Raw genomic sequence first — 20,857 nt, forward strand, 5'->3', positions numbered from 1 at the left:
GCAACGCCGGACGACGTTCCCCGCATGTTTCCCATGATGCTGTCTCTCTAGTCAAACTCACAACGACGTCGGTGCATCGGCAAGCGGATGCACATGCTCGCCCGTTTCGCCGAACGTCTCGCCAGCTTCGCGGCCGGTCGTGTCGATGCACGACGTGCGGAATTCGCTGCAATAGCGGCCGCGCTCGTCGGCAAACCAAAGCTCGTCGCCTGCGGGGCGCATCTCCGAAAATGCGAGCAGCTCGCCCTTGCGCGCCCATCGCGCAAGCAGATCGATCGCGAACGGATTGCGAAAATCGACGAAAACGGGCTTCGGCTCGCTCGCGCACTTCATGAACACGTATCTCGGCAGACCGATTGCCCGTGCCCAACCGCGCCACGCCAGGTAGTCGCCGGCCTTCTCGAACGGATTGTCCGATCCGACCGGAAAGCCGCCGTCGATCTCCCAGGTACGGCGCTTGATCAGAACGCGACCGCACGTGATGCGTCGCGATTCGCGTTGCCCGATCGCTTCGCCCGCCAGCGCGAAACCAAGGCGCTGAAGACTGGTCGGCATCACCGTCAGCAAATTCGCCTCGATACCGCTCGCGCGATCGCGGCAAACGAGCACACCGTCGCGCACGGCGACCGACACCGCGCCAGCGCGCACACGCCTGTCGCGGTCGACGCGCGCGCCTCCACCGGGCAACTCGAGCTGGTGCAAGGCAGGCACATCCAGCCAGTCGATGTGCGAACGCTGATAAGTGCGCGGCGAGTCGGCCGTGACCAGCGTCGCCGGCGCGAGAAGCGCCTGGACCTCGTCCCGAACCGCGTCCGCAAACGGGCAGAACGGTTGCGCGACGGGTTGGGATACCGTATGAACACCCGGATGAACTTCGCCGACGACGATCAGGTATTCGCCGCGAGCCACCGCGTCGACACTCGCCGCCGCAATCATGAAGTCGGGCGAATGGACTCGGCTTGTCGAGTTCGCGACAACGCCTGCGCGCGGCTCTGCCGCGTCGAGCACCTTGAACAGCCAGGACCAGTCGGCGTCGCTCAGGCAGATCTCGTCTGCCCCTGCGTGTCTCACGCTTAGTCCGGCCCAGGCGTCGCGCAGAATCGCGCGGATCGATTCGCATACTGCTTCGCCTGCATCGCCCCCCGTCGCCAACGAGATAAACTCGAGGAAATCGACCGGCTCGCCATTCGAAGACAGCGCGTGCCAGTACTTCAGATACCGGTCATGCAGACGAACGGCCAGTGCATCGACAAGCCACGTGTAAAGGCGCAGCGGCGCGTCGAGTTCGCGTTGTACGTCGCGCGCGAGCGTGCCGCCGATTTCGATCTGAAGGTTTCGCGCGCAGTCTTCGTACACAGGAAATCGCCCGACGTACATGCGCCCATGTTCCCGTGAACGATCGACTCCGGCATCGGCCAGTTGCACATCGATCTGCTCGAGTGCGGCCTGACGCGCAGGGAGGTCGGCCGTTTCGAACCGGGTACGCAATACTTCGAGGCGCACACAGACATCGAGCCACTTCTCTTTCGCGGCAGCTGGCGCATCGAGTGCCGCGACAGCTTCGTGAAGGCGCGGAATCGGCGACGTGCAACCGGGTCCGATATCGAATCGCCTGGCGATGACGCGCTTCGTCAACATGGCATCGATGCAAGCGCGCGCTTCGTCGTGCGGGAATCCCGCTTCGGCCAATTGCGCGAGCAGCCGGCGTGCCGAAAGCGGCGCCTGCGCATCGGCGACGGCACCGACCAGTTTCCGGGCCAGCGCGCCCAGCTCGACCGACTTGCTCACCGGCACATGCAACCGGGCACCGCGCAGATCGCATCCCGGATTCAGCAGCAGCGGCAAGCCGTCGGCAAGGTCCGTATCTGCGGCGATCGCTTCCGACAACCGCTCGACGACCCAATGCTCGAACATCGTCTTGCGTGACGCGAGCCATGAACCCGCGGCGCGGTGGACGACAAGATTCGGTGTCGACGTATCCGCGAAACGACCCCATGCAATCGGCCCGAAAAAGCTCGCCGTGTCGTTCTTCGCGCACAACCGCTGAATGTAATTCCATGCCAGCCGAAGGCGCTGCCGCGTGCGACTGTCGATGCAGCTGGCGTCCTGCTCGGCAAGCGCGTCGACGCGCAGCAGTGCTTCCGGATTCGACAGATACAGCGCTTCACGCGCACTGTCGTCCCGAAAGAACTCGACGAGACTCCGTCGAATGTCGGGAAGCGCTCCGGCATACGTTTGGTGAAGACCGAGCGTACATTCGTCACGTCGGGCGATGCACGCGTTGCGGCCGTCCGTCAATGGCCCCGCGGCGACACGCATCGCGGCGGGCAACACTGATATGTCGAACGCCGCCGCCGTCGCGAGCCTCCGCTCGAGACGGTCGACGGATTCCGTCGAAACGGCGCGCGCGAGTGCCATCAGCTCGGCGTCGTATTCCTCGATTTCACGCTCGAGATGTCGGTACGCATCGATCTCGTCATCGAGACCCGCGTCGATAGCAAGCGTGTCGAGCGCATCGAACGGAAACCCGGCCGATCTCATCCAGAAGAACGACGACCATTTCATGACGGTACCGCCCCGGATCCGCGGATTGCGTGACAGGCTTCCAGCATCGCGAGGCATTGCAGGTCCTGCTCCGTAAGAGGCCCCGCTCCGCGCTGCTCAAGCACGCTCGACAGTTCCGCATGCGTGCGTGGCAGCTCGAGCGCATCATAGAGCGTCACCGCGCGGGCAGGCACGCGAGCAAACCGCACCGCGCTACGCGCATCCTTCAGATAAATGAAATAGTGCTCTACGCCAGCGACGAGCGACGTCACGCCGAGCTGCGTCTTGTCGCGCAGCCACGCCGACAGTTGCATCTCGCTGCGGTGATGACACGCTCGACGTGTCCGCTCGATCAGTCCGGCGCGCGCATCGCGGGCGGCATCGGGAACGTCCTGCAACGGCCACCGGCTCTGCTCGATCAGCCACTCCACCGTGCTTTCCTCGAATGCGATCAGCGGTGCGACACGGCGCATCTGATCGCTGCCAAGCGTTTCCCGAAGGAATGCCAGCGCGTCTTTGCAGTACCCGTGAACGTACGGGCCGTAATCCTTCCAGCCGCAACGCTCGAGAAACGCGTTGCCGCACGCATGAACGTCGCACCCGAGTGCGAGCAGCGCGCGCAGCGTGAGGGGCGCCCCGGTTTCCAGTGCGTTCAGGAACGAGTTCGCTAGCCGGAACCGATAGTTCGTCACGAACCAGCGGGTGCGGTCCGCCCGCATCGCGTATGCGAGCGCCGCTTCGCGTGCCTCGCCGTACAGGCCGAATGAATCGTCGAGCGTCGCGGCAGGATCGGCGGAAAACACGGCGTGCTGCAACGCGGGTTCGCGCAGAATCCTGCGCCATACCCGCCATACCACCTGTGCGTCCAGTGCCGTCACGATGCGACCTCCCGAGCGGCCGGCACGCGAACCGGCGACGCGGCCGGGCCATGGCGATTCCAGATAGCCCGCGCACGCTCGAGATCGGCGACGATCATGTCGCGGTCGCTGTTGCCGCCCAGCACGCGCGTATCGGGATGATGCGCCTGCCCCTGATATTCAAGGACGATCGCAGATGGCGACGCGCGCCCGAGGAGCGCCTCGTAAAGCTCCCACACCGGCTCGGGGATCGGAGAGTCGTGCCAGTCATGGTAGAGGCCGCCGTGCCAGCTGCCGCCGGCAAGATGAACGGAAATCACGCGATCGAGCGGAATCGTATTGAGATAGTCGTTCACGTCGAAACCCGGCAGGTTCAGTGAATTCGTATAAATGTTGTGCAAATCGAGATGCAGAAACGTGCCCGCCTCCTCGACGAGCTCGGCAAGAAATTCGGCTTCGCGCATTTCAGAGCCCGGACAGGCGAGATAGTAGGCCGCGTTCTCGTGAGCCAGCGGCATGCCGTACAACGCCTGCAGCTCGGCAGCGCGCGCGGCGCAACGCCGCCGCTCGCGTCTCGAGAACTGCAGCGGGCTGCTCCAGATGTCGAGCCACGAGTCGTCGCCGTAAAAGCAATGATCGGCAACCCACGGGCTGCCGAGCTCGCGGGCGATCGGTACATGGCGCCGCACCGCCGACGTTCGGTCGAGCGGGCCGAAACCGAACTCGCATCCGTAGTTCGAGTGGGCGAGCAACGGCCATCGCGAGGCAAGTCGCTCGAGTGTCTTGCGTGCTCCCGGCCGGATCAGATGCGGGCCGTCGAGCGGCCCCATCACGTTGTCGAGCAGAATTTCGAACAAGTCGACCTGCAACGACTCGAACGGAAACCAGTCGAGAATCTCGGGGTTGTACTGGATGCCCACGCCGATCGGGTCAGGCTTGCTCAACTTCGCCGCGAGAGGAGTCATATTCGTCGATGGCTTGCCGAACGTTACGCGAACACTTTGCTTTCGATCACCTCGATATCGTCGAGATCGAAATCCTCAAGCGCGAATCCCGCGCAGTCAGGCTTCGACGCGTCGTCGAGCCGTTCGTAGCCCGAGCATGTCGTGCGATCGCCGTCGGCCTCGATTTCACTGTCGGCCTTGCTCGCTTGTCCAGTCAGATCGTTCATGAATGTGTCCTTCATCGATTGATTGCATCAATTCACCCTGGCCCCGGGCCAGCGCGCTCCAGGTTCTCTTTCGGGCGCATCGTAGGCGTCCGTTTATTGCCACACTTCCTCGTTGCTCCGTTTGCGGCACGGCCGCCGTGTCAGCCTGCGCGCATCAATCGCACGATGCCGGAAGCGACCCATGCCCACGCCGCGATCCAGCCGGCCGCAGTGCCGAATGCCGTCGCCCAGTACAGTCGCCTGCGCTCTGGCACGGGGGCATCGTCAGGCTCGCGACGCAATAGCCGATCACGGACGTATCGAAATGCTCGCTGCCGCAGTCTCGGCACACCGAACCATTCGGTCAGCGCCAGATAGGTATCGCCGTTGAAGAACGGCAGCAACGTCGGCACAAGTGCCGCCGCCGCACTCACGGACATCACGATGGCTAGCGTATTCCACGGACTTTCGCGTGGCACCGCCGCCCACATCGCGAGGCCGGCCGCGACGAAAAGAAGGCTCGCAAACGGCCCCATCGCGATGGTCACCAGCCGGTCGCGCAACGGCAATGCGGACCAGTCCCGTTGCAACGGGCGCGCCCAGCCCGTTGCCAGGAGCAGATAGACCGCAATACCGAAGTCGGTCACGCGCACACGGTAGAGACGGCATGCGAGCGCATGTCCGAGTTCGTGCACCGCGATCGAAGCGACGACGACGGGGTAGTGCCAAAAAACCCAGTGCCAGTCATGCGAGTAGACATCGACGACATTAACCGCGAACCGCGACGCGTGCCGGATCGGCAACATGCCCGTCACGGCGATAGCGATGCAGCCGATCGCGACGAATCCTCGCGAGCACAGCCACTGCGCGCGGGCGAAGACAGCGTCGAGCAAGCGTTCCGGCGCAAAGCGCATGACCTGGATCGACAATGCCCGCTTCAACGGCCCATAGTCGATACCGGCGGCCGGATCTCTCCGGTTCACGCCCGATTCGCTGGCGCGCACGAGCAATCCCAACCGGTGCAGGCGCTGCTCGAATGCGACGAGTTTCCCGACCGGCAGGCGCCGCCCGTCGCCAGCCAGGATCGCGCAGACGTCTGCGGCCGAGCGTGCGCCGTTGAACAGTCGCGCAACGCACAGTTCATTCGCGCCAAGGTAGTACGACAGATCGGTCACCGGATCGTAGACCGTATAGCGACGGTCCGCGTCGTCGGGCTGCGGCGCATAGACGCGCAAATCGGAGCGAAACGCTGCGTGGCTGCCGACATGCGCCGTCGCGCATGTGCTCGTTTCCTCCCTCATCGCGCGCTCACGGAAAGCAGTGAATCGGCCGCGCCTTGCCGGATGTAACCCTTCAGCGACGTCATCTGCGCGATGGGTGCATGACGCTCCGGCCACCGTTCGTCCAGCAGGGAAAGCAGCGAGTCACCGTCGATGGGCGCCGATGCCCTGCCGAGCACGTGCACGGCACCGGGACGCGTCGGACCGCAGATCGGCTCATCTGTCGACAGAACCGGTACCCAGCCGTGTCGCAGCATCAGCATTTCGATCGAGGCGATGGTCAGATAACGGCGGTGATTGTGGGAGAAGTGTCCCTTGATCACGCCATACCCCAAGGCGCGTCCCTCGATCAAAAGCAGACCGCCCGGAACACACGCCTTCCGGCATGCAGCGAGCACGCTGTTCACGTCGTACACGTGTTCCAGCGAACCGATGATGACGATCAGGTCGAACTGCGCGTCGGGCAGACGCATGTCCTCGGCCGCGACGGTCTCGATGTCGAGCCGTAGCCGCTCTCGACCGAATGCCGAATAGGCCGCGTCCGGATCGTTCCCGGCGACGCGCCAGCCTCGCTTCGCAAATGGAATCATCATCCCCCCCCGCCGAACATCCGACATCGAGCATGCGGCCGCCCGGCGGCAGATGGGCTTCGAGGTTGCGAAACAGGTGCTCACCGCGGCGCATCTGATCCAGCACGAAATCGCGCGCGGGACCGACGTTGCCAAATAGAGCATTCCGGTAGTGCTGCTCGTAGTAGCGCTGATAGAACGATCGATCGAAGCGTGGATTCTGATAGAGAAACCCGCAACGCCGGCACACCACGACGGGCAGCCTGTGGTAGCGACCGTCAACCGTTTCCACTTCGTCGACGACGACATCGCATGCGTCGCCGCCACATATTTCACATGCGACATGGTGCGCACCGATACCGTCGGACATGCCGACGGCGCGCAGATACGCGTCGAGATCCGTATCCAGCAAGTCCATGCCTGATCCTGATTGCCCCATTTTGCAGAACCCCGGCGCCCTATTTGATCGCGAAGAAACCTTCGAAGCACACGTGCTTGAAGATCGACATCACGTCCACGAAACCGGCACGCTTGAGCATGTCGACGTTTCCCTGGGTCGAGAACGGTTCGAGCACGCCCTTGAGGCTTCTCGACTTGCCGATGATTTCGTTGGGCTCGTAGCCGCGCTCGAGCTTGTAATCTATATAAACGCTGCTCGCGATGTCCTGGAAACGGGCATCCGGCGCACGGACTTTCTCGAACATCACGAACGCCCCTCCCCAGTTGAGCGATTCGTAGATGCGGCGTATCAACTCCTGCCGCACGCGGGGCGCAATGAACTGGACCGTATAGTAGGCAACGATGAAATCGCTCGCTTCGTAAGGAAATGAAAGCGCGTTGTCGACGCAATACGTAACGTTTGTCGGCGTCGGCGAAGTCTGCGTCAGGTAGGCATTTGCCTGCTCGATCATGTCCGGTTCGACATCGATCCCGACCCAGCGCACGGATGCACCATGCCGCTGCGCGAGTTGCCGCGTCAACGCGCCGGTCGAGCAGCCGATTTCGTAGCAGAGGGAATCGTTCTTGACAAAGAAATCGCTCAGCGCCAGCACGATGTCATGGCCGCTCGCATAGCCCGGCACCGATTTCGACACGTGCGCCTCGAATTGACGCGCGGTTTCGCCTGCGAAGCTCCAGGCGGCATTTCCCGTGACGATGCCGTCGCCGGCGGAAAGCGCACGATGCCCATCCGCGATAGTGAAGGTCTCTTCGATCATCTGCGAAACTCCATGTGACTCGGCGATGGCACTACGTTATTCGAATGCGCGTTGGCGCACCTAGTCATTAACTGCTGCGACCGCGTTTTCTTGACGCGTACTTGCGTATCCGGCGCGCATCACGCGAATCGGGACAGCGCCCGCGCGAGCTGTGCGACACCCTCTTCGATTCGCGCCGGCGGCACCGTCACGAACGACAGACGCAACGTAGCGACGTCCGGTACACCTGCAAAGAACGGTGCACCCGGCACGAACGCGACTTTCGCGCCGGAGGCCGGCGCAAGCATCGCCTCGAGCAACTCCGTCGTGTCGATGCCATGCCGCGTGCGCGCCCAGAAGAACATCCCGCCTTCCGGGACGTTCCAGTCGAGGTCGGATCGGCAGTGCCGCTCGAGCGCATCAAGCATCACGTTTCGCTGGGTGAGATAGAGCGCGCGAATCCTGTCGACATGGGCTGCAAGAAAACCCGTTTGCACGACGTCATGGATGATCCGCTGCGTGAAGCTCGACGTGTGCAGGTCGCTGGCCTGCTTGGCCTGCACCAGCTTCATCATCAAGGGCCGCGGTGCAATCGCATATCCGACACGCAGCCCGGGCGAAACGATTTTGGAAAACGAGCCGAGATGGACGACGTGTTCCGGTGCGATGGACAGCAGGCTCGGCAACCGCTTGCCGTCGTAGCTGAGCTCGCCGTACGGATCGTCTTCCACCACCACGACGTTTTCCGCCGCCATCGCCCGCATCAGATCGCGCCGCCGCGCTTCAGGCATGCGCCGCCCGGTCGGGTTCTGGAAATTCGGCATCGTATAGAGGAAGCGCGCCCCGGCAATGCCAGACCTTTGCAATGCATCGGTCACGATGCCGTTCGCATCGCACTCGACCGGCACGAACTCGGGTTCGAACAGCGAAAACGCCTGCAACGCGCCGAGATAAGAGGGATTCTCGACCAGCACGCGCTTGCCGGGATCGATCAGGACTTTTGCCAGCAGATCGAGCCCTTGCTGCGAGCCTGTCGTGATCAACACGCAGTCCGGGTGCACGCCGTGGCGTTCGGCGATCCACTCCCGCAGCGGACGATAGCCTTCCGTCGGCGCGTACTGCAAGGCCGCATGAGGCGCCTCGGCAAGAATCCTCGCCGCCGCCTCCTGCATGAGTGTGACTGGAAATGTCTGCGGCGCCGGGATGCCGCCGGCAAAGGAGATGACCGACGGATCTTCCGTCACCTTGAGGATTTCCCGAATGGCTGACGATGTCAGCCGCTTGGCGCGCTCCGAAATATCGAAATCCATGGCTCGATCGAGAATGAAAAAAGCTCAGGCTACGACCGGCGCCATGAGGACAGGTAGTCGAATCCTGTTTTAACAGGACAATATTGCGCCTTCTTGTCGTGCATGCCCGTCCGCGCCGCGCACGTCGGCGGTCATGATCGCCCGCCGGCCCCGGCTCGCGCATCGACATTCGCCCGGTCATGTCAAGAAAGCACGGTCGCGGCAGCTAATGACTAACCGCTTCGCGCGCGCGTCGATTACGGTAACGCCACCGGGGGCGAGAGCGGCTTCCCGACCGGGTGCACCGGCGAATCGGCGCGCCCGCCTGCCGTCGGAACGCGCACACCATCGACCCGTTATCCCAGTCAGGAACATTGATGAAGTTCACCACTCAGTCGGAACGCCGGACGCCCTTCAGCGGTTTGCGCACTTACTACATCGACCTGATCGAGCAATGGCCGGAGGCTTACAAGCGGCTCCTCCATGGGAAGGCGTTCTTCGACGATGTCCTGCTGCGCGGGTCGTATGCGCTGCCGTCCGAACGGATCGGCATTCAGGTCGACCAGGCCCGTCCTGGCAATTTCAACGCGAGATTCGAGGACATGTGCGGGCGCAATCCCTTCTACAGGATCAGTCAGTTCGAGGTGAACAAGCGCGGGGAGGAGTCGGCACAAGCAGCACGCGGTATCGCGTTGACGCTCGCGCACGCCGACGTCGCGTTGACGTCGGCCAACGAGATCGGCATCCCCGATTTCGGTACGTTCGAATTCACGGATGCGGGTCTTGTCTCGAGCTGCGATCAGTTCCCCGAGGCCGTTGGCCATGACGCTCTGCACTTCGTCGGTTGCTTCATCGAGCAGGATTTCGGTGTCCTGACGCGACGCAACGACGACCTGTACTACACGTACATCTGCACCAACTACGAGAAGACCCCCAAGAACGTCGATACCGGCGTCGATGGCTTCGTCGGCGAGAATTTTCTCGAATGGCATCGACGCATATTCAACGCAGAGCCGCTGCACGATTTTCTGTCGGCCGTACATCGAGCATCCGGGAAGAACCTGCTCGACATGCTGATGATCGACCTGCGCCGCCGCCATCTCTATACGGATGGCAAATCCGTGGTGCAGCGCTACGAACGCGATTTCGTCATGCCGCTGAAAGAGCTGAACGGAAACTACGTCGGACACCACCCGCAAGGGATGCGACGCGACACGACCACGGCCGCGGCCACGGTCAGCTGACAGGATCGGGATACGCATGCACACAGTGCTCGACCGAGGCACGGATTCGTCGGTGCTCGGGTTGATGCGAAAAATATCGTCTCATTGGTCCGCTCGCGCCCAGACGCGCAAGTGCGATCTACCGGACGACTTTTCGTTTCTGCCTGAAAGAGACGACTTCGTCCCGAACCTGGTTCCGTTCTGGACGCATCCTGCACTCCAGCCGCTGGTGGAAAACGCCGCGACCCGATCGCGACTTCTGTCGATCGGATGGCTCGTCTACAACCTCAAGACAGTCACGATAGAAAGCCGCATCGTGACGCCCGTTTGCGTGGAACTCTTGGACAACGGCGTCAGCGATTTCGCGAACGACATGAAGCGAATCGTCGCGGAGACACTGACGGACGAATCGTTCCACACGCTGCTCGCGATACATACCTGCCAGATCGCCTGCCGGGAGAGGAACCTGCGCATCGGCTATACCGCATACACGCTCGTCGATCAACTGGATCGGTACCTGGCGACACTCGACGACGAAAACGATCGTTTTCTCGCCAGGCTTGCGACCTGCACCGTCTCGGAGTTGTTCATCGGCGGCTATCTCGCCTGCATCAACGACGCAAGCCGCATGCAGCCACTGTTCGTCGACGCCGTGAATGCGCACCGGATGGACGAGTTGATGCATGGCAGCATCTTCGGCCTCGTCGTCGACTATGTGCACGATCGCATGAGTGCGGCCGACAGACGGCTTTTCGCCGAGGTCTGCGCGCTGGCGATCCGCTGGTTCGAGGATGACGAGCGGGAATGCTGGGGCACGTTGGCCTCGCTGAACGGCGTGCACATTCCTCGGGCCGTGCTGGACGCCCCTCCGGATTCGACGGTGCGGCCGAGCAGGTCCAACTACACCAACCTCCTGAAGCTGCTGAACCGGCTCGAAATGGGCGATGCATTTCAGGAATCGCTGAACCACCACGGAATAGTGCTTTCATGAATGCTCAACGAACGGTCGCTGCGATCCGCCACGTCGCATTCGAAGGGCTCGGCTCGTTCGAATGGGCATTGAAGGCCCGTGGCTACGCGATTCACTATTACGACGCAGCCGCACATCCACTCGACGCCCTGCTCAAGGCTGACCCTGATCTCGTCGTCGTACTGGTTGCCCGTTGGGCGCACATGATGACGCGCGTCTTCCGTTCCTGACGACGGAGCTTCGCATCATCGATGCATCGGTTACGACGCCACCGCCCTGTTCTTGGCATTTGCCTTGGCGCGCAACTGCTGGCGCGAGCGCTCGGAGCGCGCGTCTACGCCGGGCACGCGAAGGAAATTGGCTGGGGCACGCTAGCCTGTCGGCCTCACGAATCCGATCCGGTCGCCAGCGCGCTGGCGCTATGCGAACGAAATGTCTTTCATTGGCATGGCGATACGTTCGATTTGCCGGAAGGTGCGACGCGTCTGGCATCGTCGGCGCTGTATGAGAATCAGTCGTTCTCGTTCGGCTCCACGGCATTGGCGCTTCAGTTTCACCTCGAGTTCTGCCATGCGGACCTCGAGCACTGGCTGATCGGACACTTTCACGAACTGGATTCGTCCGGTACATCCCTGGACGACCTAAGACGGGCAACCGCCGCATACGGCGCGCCTCTGATTCGCGCGGCGCGCTGCCTTGTCGATACCTATTGCGCTGCCTGGGAGCCCGCATCGACCGAAGCGCGCTGAGCCTTTCCCGCGTCCGGCGTCGCGAACCGTCACGCGAACGCCGGACACCACCCTTCCCGTCGCCAGCACCGAATACCATGAACACAAGAGCATCCTTTGCCGACAATACAATCCGGATTCGCGGCAGCGCGCTGACCACTTCCGACGTAGCCGCCGCGGCGCGCCGGAACGACACGCGACTGGAGATCGATCCTGGCTGCCTCGACATGGTGCGAGCGTCCAGGCTGACACTCGAGCAATTGATCGCCGAAGGACGCGTTGTCTACGGTGTGAATACCAGCATGGGCGGCTTCGTCCGCTAGCTATCTCGTCCCGGAACAGTACGCCGCCGAGATGCAGGCGAACCTGATTGCGGCCGTCGCGACCAATGTCGGGCCATGCTTCGACGACGACATGGTGCGCGCAACGATGATCGCCCGCGTCAATTCGCTGGCCCGGGGGGCGTTCCGCCATCACGGAAGGCAATCTTCAGCGATATGTCGATGTGTTCAATGCGGGCATCTGCCCGTGCGTACCCAGCAAGGGCTCGCTCGGAACGAGTGGCGATCTCGGTCCGCTCGCCGCCATTGCGCGCTCGCCTGCGGCGGCAAATGGAAGTCGCGGCTGAACGGCGAGGTCATACCGAGCGCGGAGGCGTTGGAAAAAGCAGGGCTGAAACCGATGGAACTCGGGTTCAAGGAAGGGCTGGCATTGATCAACGGCACGTCGGCAATGACGGGCCTCGCCAATCACCAACATCTGACAAGCTCTCGCAGGCACTAAGCGATCGCCCCGTACTGGCATTCGTCAACCCAACTGTACCGGTACTGTACAGAAAACCGTCGCTACACTGACTCCATCCCAGCCTCGAACACAAATGGAGAATCCGCGATGGAATTCCTCACCCTCAGCGCGCTGCCAGCCGGCATGCTGTTCGCACTCGTCACGTCGATCACACCCGGCCCGAACAACACGATGCTGCTGGCATCCGGCGTCAACTTCGGTTTCCGCCGCACGATGCCGCACCTGTTCGGCATCAGCATCGGCGTCGCGATCCTGATGCTCTGCGTCGGCTTCGGCCTCGGCGAGGCGTTCAAGCGCCTGCCGCTGCTGTACACGATCCTCGAAGCCGCGAGCGTCGCCTATTTGCTGTACCTCGCGTGGCGCATCGGCACGTCGGGCGAAGTGAAGGCGCACGGCGCCAAGCCGCGGCCGATGACGTTCATCGAAGCCGCCGCGTTCCAGTGGGTCAACCCGAAAGCGTGGATGATGGTGCTGACCGCCGCGACGACGGTCCAGCTGTCCGCCGACTACGGGATGAACGCCGCATGGATGTCCGTCGTGTTCATCCTGATCGGCTTCCCGTGCATCTGCCTGTGGGCCGCATTCGGCCTCGGCCTGCGGCGCTTCCTGTCGAATCCCCGCGCGCTGCGCATCTTCAACGTGACGATGGCCGTGCTGCTGATCCTGTCGCTGTACCCGCTCGTCGCCCATCTGCTGCCGCAGTAAGCGCTCACCAGCGCGCCCGTTGAGCTTCGCGTGCGGCAGGCGTACGCTCTCGGTACGGGCGCGTGCGACCGCTTCGGCGGTTGCACCGCTGCTCTGTATGGAGATTGCTGATGAAGCCAATGCTGAGAGCGGGCGAGCACATCGAGGGCATGCACTGGATCGCCGAGTATCACCCGCTCACGCACGACATCCGCGTGCTGCGCGAGAACATCGAAGTCGGCACTTACTGCGCGCCGCCGACGCTGTTCGGCGACGAGGAGGAAATGGGCGCCGCGAACCACGACGATCATCGCAGCCGGGAAGCCGCGTTGCGCGCGTATCTGCGCAACTTCGTCAAGGAACACGACGCGGAGGAGTAACGGTGCGACGGCCGGAATGCCGACGGGCCGCGAAGGCGGCCCGGTCTGCTGTCGTGCGTCGGTCGATTGGCTTGCAACCGACCCGAATCCGTCATGCACTGGGCCGGCGCACCGCACCGGCCCGTACGCCGCTCAATGCCCGAGCGACTCGATCTTGCCTGCCGGCTGCGCGACGCCATGCGGCCGCGCCATCTGCTTGATCAGTAGCGCAGCGCAGGCCAGCACGCCCGCGACGGCGATCGTCGCGAACACGCCCGCGAACGAGAAGTGCCGGCGCGTCAGTTCGGCGACGAGGAACGACCCCGCGATCCCGCCGAAACGACCGACGCCGAGCATCCATGCGACACCCGTGCCGCGCCCTTCGGTCGGATAGAACGCGGCGGCCAGCGCCGGCATCGACGATTGCGCGGTATTCATCAGCACGCCGGCCACGAACACGACCAGCACCAGCAACCCGACGTTGCCGGCCGCCTGCCCGATCGCATATACGCTCACAGCCGTCAGCGCGTAGCACACGGCGATCACGCGGTTCGCGTTGAAGCGGTCCATCAGCACGCCGCACAGCACCGCGCCCACGCCGCCGAGCGGGAACAGCGCGGAGATCAGCGTCGCGCTCTTCGGCGTCAGGCCCGCATCCTTCAGCAGAATCGGCATCCAGTTGATCGACGCGTAGAAGATCACGAGGCCCATGAAGTATGCGAGCCACAGCATCACCGAGCCGACGAGGTACGAGCGCGACAGCACGACGCCGAGGCCCTTGCCGCCGGTCTGCGGCGCGGCTTCGGTCAGCACGAACGAGCCGGCGTTCAGCGCGTCGCGCGAGATCCGTGCGAGCGTGGCGCGGATCTTGTCGATGGACCGGCCGCTCGCGACCATGAAGCGCACCGATTCCGGCATCTTCAGCAGCAACAGCACGCCGAGCAGCAGCGGCGTCACGCCGCCGAGCATCAGCACGCTGCGCCAGCCGAAATGCGGAATCATCCATGCGGCCAGGAAACCGCCGAACGCGGCGCCGAGCGGAAAGCCGCAGAACATCAGGTTGATCACGGTCGCGCGGCGCTTGTCCGGGCAGAACTCGCCCATCATCGTGACCGCGTTCGGCATCGCTGCGCCGAGCCCGACGCCGGTGATGAAGCGCAGGATCGTCAGGTGTCCGATCGTGTTCGAGAACGCGGACATCAGGCATGCGACCCCGAACAGGAACACTGAACCGAGCAGCAGCGAGCGGCGGCCGAGCCGGTCGGACAGCGGGCCCGACACGAGCGCGCCGCACGCCAGGCCGAACAGCGCGGCGCTGAGCACCGGCGCGAGATCGGGCTTCGTGAGGTTCCATTCGCCGAGCAGCGACGGCGCGATGAAGCCGATCGCGGCCGTATCGAAGCCGTCGAGCAGCACGATCACGAAACACATGAGGAATACGAGCCATTGAAAGCCGCCGAACGGCTGCTCGTTGATGAAGGTCTGGACATCGACCACGGGTGTGCGATTCATCGCTTGTCTCCTTGTCGGCCGGCGTGGGCGCGTCAGCGCTCGATCCGGTCGCATCCAACATTGATATAGATGCAACAAGCGCGGCCTCGTGGCCGCGCCTTTCCTTCGTTCACGCACCGATTCGCTGCCGGCGCGTTCTTCATCGACGACGGCCCGCCAACCTCGGCGGGCCAATCGATCAGATTACCGCCAGCACTTAACCGGCCCCATCTTGTTCCTTGAAGATCTTGTCCGCGAGATGGAACGCGGAATTCGCGGCCGGCACGCCGCAATAGATCGCGGTCTGCAGCAGCACTTCCTTGATCTCGTCGCGCGTCACGCCGTTGTTGCGCGCGGCGCGCAGGTGCAGCGCCAGCTCCTCGCCGCGGTTCAGCGCGACCATCATCGCGATGGTCAGCAGGCTGCGCGTATGGCGCGGCAGGCCGTCGCGCGTCCAGATCTCGCCCCACGCATAGCGCGTGATCAGGTTCTGAAATTCCTCCGTCACTTCGGTACGATTCTCGAGCGAACGGTCGACGTGCGCGTCGCCAAGCACCGCGCGACGCACCTTCATCCCTGCTTCATAACGTTCCTGGTCGTCCATCGCCGGTGCCTCACGCAGTCAGGAAATCGAGCAGCGCGCGGTTGAAACCGTCGGTGCACTCGATGTTCGAAATGTGCGCGGCGTCGAATTCGACGTGCAGCGCACCGGGAATCGCGGCGGCGAGCGCGCGGCCCTGATCGGGCGGCGTCGACATGTCCTTCGCACCGGTCACGACGAGCACCGGCAGTGCGATGCCCTTCACTTCCTCGCGCAGGTCGGCCGCGTTCAGCGCGTCGCAGTTCGCCGCGTAGCCGTCCTTGTCGGTATGCACGAAGGTGTCGCGGATCGCGTCGAACAGCCGCGGCTCGCGGTCGACGAATGCGTCGGTGAACCAGCGCGGCAGCACGGCGTCGGCGAGCGCGGCCATCCCTTCTGCGCGCGCCTTCTGCGCACGCGGCGTCCACACTTCCGGCGAGCCGATCTTGGCCGAGGTATTCGACAGCACCGCGCGCACGATGCGCGACGGGTAGCGCGCGGCGAGCGCGGCGCCCGTCAATCCACCCATCGAGATCCCGCAGAAATGCGCGCAGTCGATGCCGACGTGGTCGAGCAGGCCGATCACGTCGCCGGCCAGCTGTTCTATCGTGTACGAACCGGCCGGCGCGTCGGAATGGCCGTGGCCGCGCGTGTCGTAGCGCAGGATATTGAAGTGCTGCGTGAGCGGGCGAATCTGCGGCGCCCACATCTGCAGGTCGGCGCCGAGCGAGTTCGAGAAGACGAGCCACGGCGCGTCGTCGCGTGCGGCACGGTCGATCCGGTAATGCAGTTTCACGCCGTTGACAGTGGCGAAAGGCATCAATGTTCTCCTGGTTGTTTCGCGCCCGCGTGCAGCGCGAGCACGGCGTCGACGTAGGCCTGTGCCTCGCCGACGTAATGGGCGGGATCGAGCAGCCGCGCGAGCGCGTCGCGCGACAGGTGGGCCGACACGGTCGCATCGGCGGCGAGCACGTCGAACAGCGTCGCCCCGGTGCGCACGGCTTCCTTCGACGCATGCTCGACGACGTGGTGCGCATCGAGCCGGCCGATCTTGTCGCCGAGTGCGAGCATCACGGCTTCGCCGAGGATCAGCCCGTGCGTCAGGTCGAGGTTCGCGGCGAGGCGGTCGGTATTGACGTCGAGGCCCGCGACGATCTGCGCGATCTGCGCGAGCGCGCCGCCCGTCAGGCGCGCGAGATCGGGCAGCGCCTCCCATTCGGCCTGCCAGCCGCCGAGGGCGCGCTCGTGCTCCTGCACCATTCCCGCGAACACGGTCGCGACGAGATTCGGTGCGCGTACGGCGGCCGTCAGCACGGCCGCGCAGCCGACCGGGTTGCGCTTGTGCGGCATCGTCGACGAGCCGCCCTTGCCGGCGGCCGCCGGTTCGCCGAGCTCGCCCACCTCGGTCTGCATCTGCAACGACACATCGCGTGCGATCTTGCCGAGCGTACCGATCAGCATCCCGAAGCACGACGCGGCTTCCGCGATGCGGTCACGCTGCGTATGCCACGGCACGGCCGGCAACGCGAGCTTCAGGTCGGCCGCGAGCGCGGCGCTCACGCCAGCCGCATGCTCGCGCAGGCTCGCGAGCGTGCCGGCCGCGCCGCCGAACTGCAGCACCAGCGCGCGCGCGCGCAACTCGACGAAGCGCGCGCGATGGCGCAGCAGCGCATCGAGCCATTGGGCGAATTTGAGGCCGAGCGTGATCGGCAGCGCCTGCTGCAGCCACGTGCGGCCGATCATCGGCGTCGCGCGGTGCGTGCGCGCGAGCGCCGCGAGCGACGCGCAGGCTTCGTCGAGCAGCGGTTCGAGCACGTCGAGCGTGTCGCGCAACTGCAGCACGGTCGCGGTATCGATGATGTCCTGGCTCGTCGCGCCCCAGTGCACGAACTTCGCGGCCTCGGGGTCGTCGGCCTTCACGTGCGCGGTGAGTTGCTTGACGAGCGGAATCGCGAGATTGCCGCCGAGCGCAGCGCCTCGCGCGAGCGCATCGGCGTCGAGCCGGCCGGCGTCGCACGCGCGTTCGATCGGCGCGACCGCGGTGGCGGGAATCACTCGCTGCGCGGCGAGCGCGCGCGCGAGCGCGGCCTCGACGTCGAGCATCCGCTGGATCGTCGCGCGGGGCGACCAGATCCGGTTGAGCGGCTCGGTGCCGCAGATCAGGGAGGTCAGGCGGGCGCTGTCTTCGAGCATGGCATCAGAATGGGGAAACGGCGTGCGCCTATTGTCTACCCAAGCATGCCGGCGTGCGCTCGAATGCGCGCACCGGCACGCTTGCCGTTCAGGCGGCAGCCTTTTGCGTCGCGTCGATCAGCGGCACGCCGGTCAGCTTCTGCAGCTCGTCGAACGACAGGTCGGTGAAGATCTCGCTCACCGCGAGGCCGTCGGCCGTCACGTCGAGCACGGCCAGATCCGTATAGATACGGCTCACGCATTGCACGCCGGTGACCGGATACGAGCACTGCGCGACGATCTTGCTCTCGCCCTGCTTCGTCAGGTGCTCCATCATCACGAACACCTGCTTCGCGCCGATCGCGAGGTCCATCGCGCCGCCGACGGCCGGAATCGCATCGGGCGCACCCGTATGCCAGTTCGCGAGGTCGCCGTTCGCCGATACCTGGAACGCGCCGAGCACGCAGTAGTCGAGGTGGCCGCCGCGCATCATCGCGAACGAATCCGAGTGGTGGAAATACGCGCCGCCGGTGAGCAGCGTCACGTGCTGCTTGCCGGCGTTGATCAGCTCGTCGTCTTCCTCGCCGGGCGCGGGCGCCGGGCCCATGCCGAGCAGGCCGTTCTCGCTGTGCAGGAAGATCTCCTTGCTCGGGTCAAGGTGGTTCGCCACCAGCGTCGGCACGCCGATGCCGAGGTTCACGTACGCGCCTTCGGGGATGTCCTGGGCGACGCGCTTGGCCATTTCATCGCGGGTCAGTCGTTTCATGTCGGTTTTCCTCCAGGCGGTCAGGCGGCTTGCGACGCAGCGTGTTCGGCGGCCAGCTCGGCCGCGTGCGCGGCCTGCGGCACCTCGACGATCCGCTGCACGAAAATGCCCGGCGTCACGATGTGTTCCGGGTTCAGCCCGCCGAGCGGCACGACTTCCGACACCTGGACGATCGCGACCTTCGCCGCGCTGGCCATGATCGGCCCGAAGTTGCGCGCGGTCTTGCGATACACGAGGTTGCCCCAGCGATCGCCCTTGTACGCCTTCACGAGCGCGAAATCGGCGTGGATCGGCGTCTCGAACACGTACGGCTTGCCGTCGATCACGCGCGTTTCCTTGCCTTCCGCAAGCTTGGTGCCGTAGCCCGTCGGCGTGAAGAAGCCGCCGATGCCGGCGCCCGCCGCGCGGATGCGCTCCGCGAGGTTGCCCTGCGGCACGAGCTCCAGCTCGATCTCGCCCGCACGGTACAGCGCGTCGAACACCTGCGAGTCGCTCTGGCGCGGGAACGAGCAGATGATCTTGCGCACCTGCTTCGCCTTCAGCAGCGCCGCGAGACCCGTCTCGCCGTTGCCCGCGTTGTTGTTGACGATCGTCAGGTCGCGCGCGCCCTGCTCGATCAGCGCGTCGATCAGCTCGGACGGCATGCCTGCCGTGCCGAAGCCGCCGATCATGATTGTCGCGCCATCGTGGACGTCGGCAACCGCCGACTGAAGCGATTCGAAAATCTTGTTGACCATGTCTCTTCCTGATGCGAACCCGCGGCTCGTGCGCGGCCTGTCGAGGGGACACGCGCGTGCCGCGTGCCGCGCCGGAGGCCTTCGTCGACCCTCGGCTTTTGTTCGCTATTCGAACCTTGATTCGATTAGCGAACGATGGCCGATCATAGAGTCGCGCACAGCGCGTTGTCAAGGCGGGTTCGCTCGGGGGGCGTTGCGTCGTCGAACGGCAAGCCGACGTAGTTTTCGGCGAGCGACTGCGCGGCGGCCCGCGAACGCGTCACGTATTTCAGCTCGGCAAACTTCAGGCGATTGACGAACGGGGAGTCGTCCGGCGACGCATGCAGCATGTTCGTCATGAAGTAAGAAAAGTGCTCGGCGCGCCACACGCGTTCGAGGCAGGTCGCCGAATAGCGCTCGAGCGGCGTCGCGTCGCCCGTCCGGTAGCGCGCGCCGAGCGCGCGCGACAGCGCGCGGACGTCGGCCACCGCGAGGTTCATCCCCTTCGCGCCGGTCGGCGGCACGATGTGCGCGGCGTCGCCGGCGAGGAACAGGCGGCCGTGCTGCATCGTCTCCGACACGAAGCTGCGCATCGGCGTCACGCTCTTCTGCGTGATCCGGCCCTCGGTCGGCGTCCAGCCGGTGTCGTTCGAGAAACGCGTGTGCAGTTCGTCCCAGATCCGCGCGTCGGACCATTCGGCGAGGTCTTCATCCGGCTTGCACTGCAGGTACAGGCGCGTGACCGTCGGCGAGCGCATCGAGAACAACGCGAAACCGTTGTCGTGATGCGCATACACGAGCTCGTCGAGCGACGGCGCCGCGTCGGCGAGGATGCCGAGCCACGCGAACGGGTAGACGCGCTCGAAGGTGTTCAGCCGCTCGGCGGGAATCGTCTGGCGTGCGATGCCGTGGAAGCCGTCGCAGCCGGCGATGTAATCGCAGTCGATGCGGTCCGCGCGGCCGTCCGCGTGCTTGAACGTGACGACCGGGTGCTCGCTTTCGACGTCGTGCAGCGCGACGTCGCTCACTTCGAAGTGCATCTGATGGCCGTGCTCGACGCCAGCCGCGATCAGGTCGCGCACGACTTCATGCTGGCTGTAGACGGTGATCGCGCGCCCGCCGGTCAGTTCGGACAGGTCGATGCGGTGGCGCTGGCCATCGAACAGCAGTTCGATGCCGTGATGTTCGAGCCCTTCGCGGCGCATCCGGTCGCCGAGGCCGGCTTCGTTCAGCGTGTCGACCGTGCCCTGCTCCAGCACACCGGCGCGGATGCGGTTCTCGCAGTATTCGCGCGAGCGCGCTTCGACGAGGATGGAATCGACGCCTTGCAGGCGCAGCAGGTGGGAAAGCAGAAGGCCGGACGGACCGGCGCCGATGATCGCGACTTGGGTGCGCATTGTTCGTCTCCAGAACTTTGGTTCGAATAATGGAACACATTTGAGCGCTTTCCCGACTATGCGGCAACGCGATTCAGGAGAT

24 protein-coding genes are annotated in these 20,857 nt (G+C 64.4%); 9 read left to right on the forward strand and 15 right to left on the reverse strand.

What is annotated here, in order from left to right:
* Positions 1–57 precede the first annotated feature (57 nt).
* The 6 genes from J8I33_RS30435 to J8I33_RS30460 form a co-directional block, all read right to left on the reverse strand.
* A complete protein-coding gene (locus J8I33_RS30435) occupies positions 58–2,565 on the reverse strand; it encodes a lantibiotic dehydratase (protein ID WP_209939680.1) in 2,508 nt (835 codons plus the stop codon).
* Complete coding sequence (locus J8I33_RS30440; RefSeq protein WP_209939681.1) at positions 2,562–3,263, reverse strand: hypothetical protein; 702 nt, start codon at positions 3,261–3,263, stop codon at positions 2,562–2,564. The genes J8I33_RS30435 and J8I33_RS30440 overlap by 4 nt, the downstream gene beginning before the upstream one ends.
* 155 nt (positions 3,264–3,418) lie before the next feature.
* Positions 3,419–4,345: a DUF692 family multinuclear iron-containing protein gene (locus tag J8I33_RS30445; RefSeq protein WP_209925946.1), complete on the reverse strand. Its 927-nt coding sequence runs from the start codon at positions 4,343–4,345 to the stop codon at positions 3,419–3,421.
* Between the two features lie 44 nt (positions 4,346–4,389).
* Positions 4,390–4,572, reverse strand: coding sequence for a TglA family RiPP precursor (locus J8I33_RS30450; RefSeq protein WP_209925948.1), 183 nt, complete (start codon positions 4,570–4,572; stop codon positions 4,390–4,392).
* A gap of 140 nt (positions 4,573–4,712) precedes the next feature.
* Complete coding sequence (locus J8I33_RS30455; RefSeq protein WP_209925952.1) at positions 4,713–5,852, reverse strand: M50 family metallopeptidase; 1,140 nt, start codon at positions 5,850–5,852, stop codon at positions 4,713–4,715.
* Positions 5,849–6,424 (reverse strand): class I SAM-dependent methyltransferase, encoded by a 576-nt coding sequence (locus J8I33_RS30460; protein WP_209939682.1) that lies wholly within the window; start codon positions 6,422–6,424, stop codon positions 5,849–5,851. Before J8I33_RS30460 ends, J8I33_RS30455 begins: the two co-directional genes overlap by 4 nt.
* A 148-nt stretch (positions 6,425–6,572) precedes the next feature.
* Between J8I33_RS30460 and J8I33_RS30465 the strand changes: the two genes are divergently transcribed.
* Positions 6,573–6,824 (forward strand): hypothetical protein, encoded by a 252-nt coding sequence (locus J8I33_RS30465; protein ID WP_209939683.1) that lies wholly within the window; start codon positions 6,573–6,575, stop codon positions 6,822–6,824.
* A 34-nt stretch (positions 6,825–6,858) separates the two neighbouring features.
* Here J8I33_RS30465 and J8I33_RS30470 read toward each other — a convergent pair whose 3' ends face one another.
* Positions 6,859–7,617 carry a methyltransferase domain-containing protein gene (locus J8I33_RS30470; RefSeq protein ID WP_209925954.1) on the reverse strand — a complete coding sequence of 253 codons (759 nt, stop codon included), beginning with the start codon at positions 7,615–7,617 and terminating at the stop codon, positions 6,859–6,861.
* A gap of 119 nt (positions 7,618–7,736) precedes the next feature.
* Complete coding sequence (locus J8I33_RS30475) at positions 7,737–8,906, reverse strand: PLP-dependent aminotransferase family protein (protein WP_209925957.1); 1,170 nt, start codon at positions 8,904–8,906, stop codon at positions 7,737–7,739.
* Between the two features lie 356 nt (positions 8,907–9,262).
* Here J8I33_RS30475 and J8I33_RS30480 point away from each other — a divergent pair, with 356 nt between their 5' ends.
* The 8 genes from J8I33_RS30480 (at position 9,263) to J8I33_RS30515 (ending at position 13,674) form a co-directional block, all read left to right on the forward strand.
* The gene (locus tag J8I33_RS30480) at positions 9,263–10,129 is read left to right on the forward strand and encodes a hypothetical protein (protein WP_209939684.1); all 867 of its coding nucleotides are present in this window, start codon (positions 9,263–9,265) and stop codon (positions 10,127–10,129) included.
* A gap of 16 nt (positions 10,130–10,145) precedes the next feature.
* Positions 10,146–11,099 (forward strand): diiron oxygenase, encoded by a 954-nt coding sequence (locus J8I33_RS30485; RefSeq protein WP_209925961.1) that lies wholly within the window; start codon positions 10,146–10,148, stop codon positions 11,097–11,099.
* Positions 11,096–11,308 (forward strand): hypothetical protein, encoded by a 213-nt coding sequence (locus J8I33_RS30490; RefSeq protein WP_209925963.1) that lies wholly within the window; start codon positions 11,096–11,098, stop codon positions 11,306–11,308. The genes J8I33_RS30485 and J8I33_RS30490 overlap by 4 nt, the downstream gene beginning before the upstream one ends.
* A 21-nt stretch (positions 11,309–11,329) precedes the next feature.
* Complete coding sequence (locus J8I33_RS30495) at positions 11,330–11,827, forward strand: hypothetical protein (RefSeq protein WP_209925965.1); 498 nt, start codon at positions 11,330–11,332, stop codon at positions 11,825–11,827.
* Positions 11,828–11,904: 77 nt separating this feature from the next.
* The gene (locus J8I33_RS30500) at positions 11,905–12,129 is read left to right on the forward strand and encodes an aromatic amino acid lyase (protein WP_209925967.1); all 225 of its coding nucleotides are present in this window, start codon (positions 11,905–11,907) and stop codon (positions 12,127–12,129) included.
* A gap of 31 nt (positions 12,130–12,160) precedes the next feature.
* Positions 12,161–12,589 carry an aromatic amino acid lyase gene (locus J8I33_RS34795; RefSeq protein WP_209925969.1) on the forward strand — a complete coding sequence of 143 codons (429 nt, stop codon included), beginning with the start codon at positions 12,161–12,163 and terminating at the stop codon, positions 12,587–12,589.
* Between the two features lie 108 nt (positions 12,590–12,697).
* On the forward strand, positions 12,698–13,315 hold the full coding sequence (locus tag J8I33_RS30510) for a LysE family translocator (protein ID WP_089493017.1): 618 nt from the start codon (positions 12,698–12,700) through the stop codon (positions 13,313–13,315).
* Between the two features lie 110 nt (positions 13,316–13,425).
* Positions 13,426–13,674 (forward strand): hypothetical protein, encoded by a 249-nt coding sequence (locus J8I33_RS30515; RefSeq protein ID WP_050017178.1) that lies wholly within the window; start codon positions 13,426–13,428, stop codon positions 13,672–13,674.
* A gap of 132 nt (positions 13,675–13,806) precedes the next feature.
* On the opposite strand, the gene J8I33_RS30520 is transcribed toward J8I33_RS30515, so the two are convergent.
* The 7 genes from J8I33_RS30520 to pobA all read right to left on the reverse strand — a co-directional run bounded on the left by J8I33_RS30520 (position 13,807) and on the right by pobA (position 20,775).
* Positions 13,807–15,165: an MFS transporter gene (locus J8I33_RS30520; RefSeq protein WP_050017179.1), complete on the reverse strand. Its 1,359-nt coding sequence runs from the start codon at positions 15,163–15,165 to the stop codon at positions 13,807–13,809.
* Between the two features lie 196 nt (positions 15,166–15,361).
* Entirely contained in the window at positions 15,362–15,748 is a 387-nt protein-coding gene (gene pcaC, locus J8I33_RS30525) for a 4-carboxymuconolactone decarboxylase (protein WP_050017180.1), read from the reverse strand.
* A 10-nt stretch (positions 15,749–15,758) separates the two neighbouring features.
* A complete protein-coding gene (pcaD, locus tag J8I33_RS30530) occupies positions 15,759–16,544 on the reverse strand; it encodes a 3-oxoadipate enol-lactonase (RefSeq protein WP_209939685.1) in 786 nt (261 codons plus the stop codon).
* Positions 16,544–17,917, reverse strand: a complete 1,374-nt coding sequence (locus J8I33_RS30535) for a 3-carboxy-cis,cis-muconate cycloisomerase (RefSeq protein WP_209939686.1) — start codon at positions 17,915–17,917, stop codon at positions 16,544–16,546. The genes pcaD and J8I33_RS30535 overlap by 1 nt, the downstream gene beginning before the upstream one ends.
* Positions 17,918–18,005: 88 nt before the next feature.
* The gene (locus tag J8I33_RS30540) at positions 18,006–18,662 is read right to left on the reverse strand and encodes a CoA transferase subunit B (RefSeq protein WP_006482308.1); all 657 of its coding nucleotides are present in this window, start codon (positions 18,660–18,662) and stop codon (positions 18,006–18,008) included.
* 20 nt (positions 18,663–18,682) lie between these two features.
* Complete coding sequence (locus J8I33_RS30545; RefSeq protein ID WP_006480132.1) at positions 18,683–19,399, reverse strand: 3-oxoacid CoA-transferase subunit A; 717 nt, start codon at positions 19,397–19,399, stop codon at positions 18,683–18,685.
* Between the two features lie 143 nt (positions 19,400–19,542).
* The gene (pobA, locus tag J8I33_RS30550; protein ID WP_209925975.1) at positions 19,543–20,775 is read right to left on the reverse strand and encodes a 4-hydroxybenzoate 3-monooxygenase; all 1,233 of its coding nucleotides are present in this window, start codon (positions 20,773–20,775) and stop codon (positions 19,543–19,545) included.
* Positions 20,776–20,857: the final 82 nt, after the last annotated feature.

Origin of the sequence: Burkholderia sp. AcTa6-5 (assembly GCF_017815075.1) — a bacterium.
In the GTDB taxonomy this organism is placed as follows: Bacteria; Pseudomonadota; Gammaproteobacteria; order Burkholderiales; family Burkholderiaceae; genus Burkholderia; species Burkholderia sola.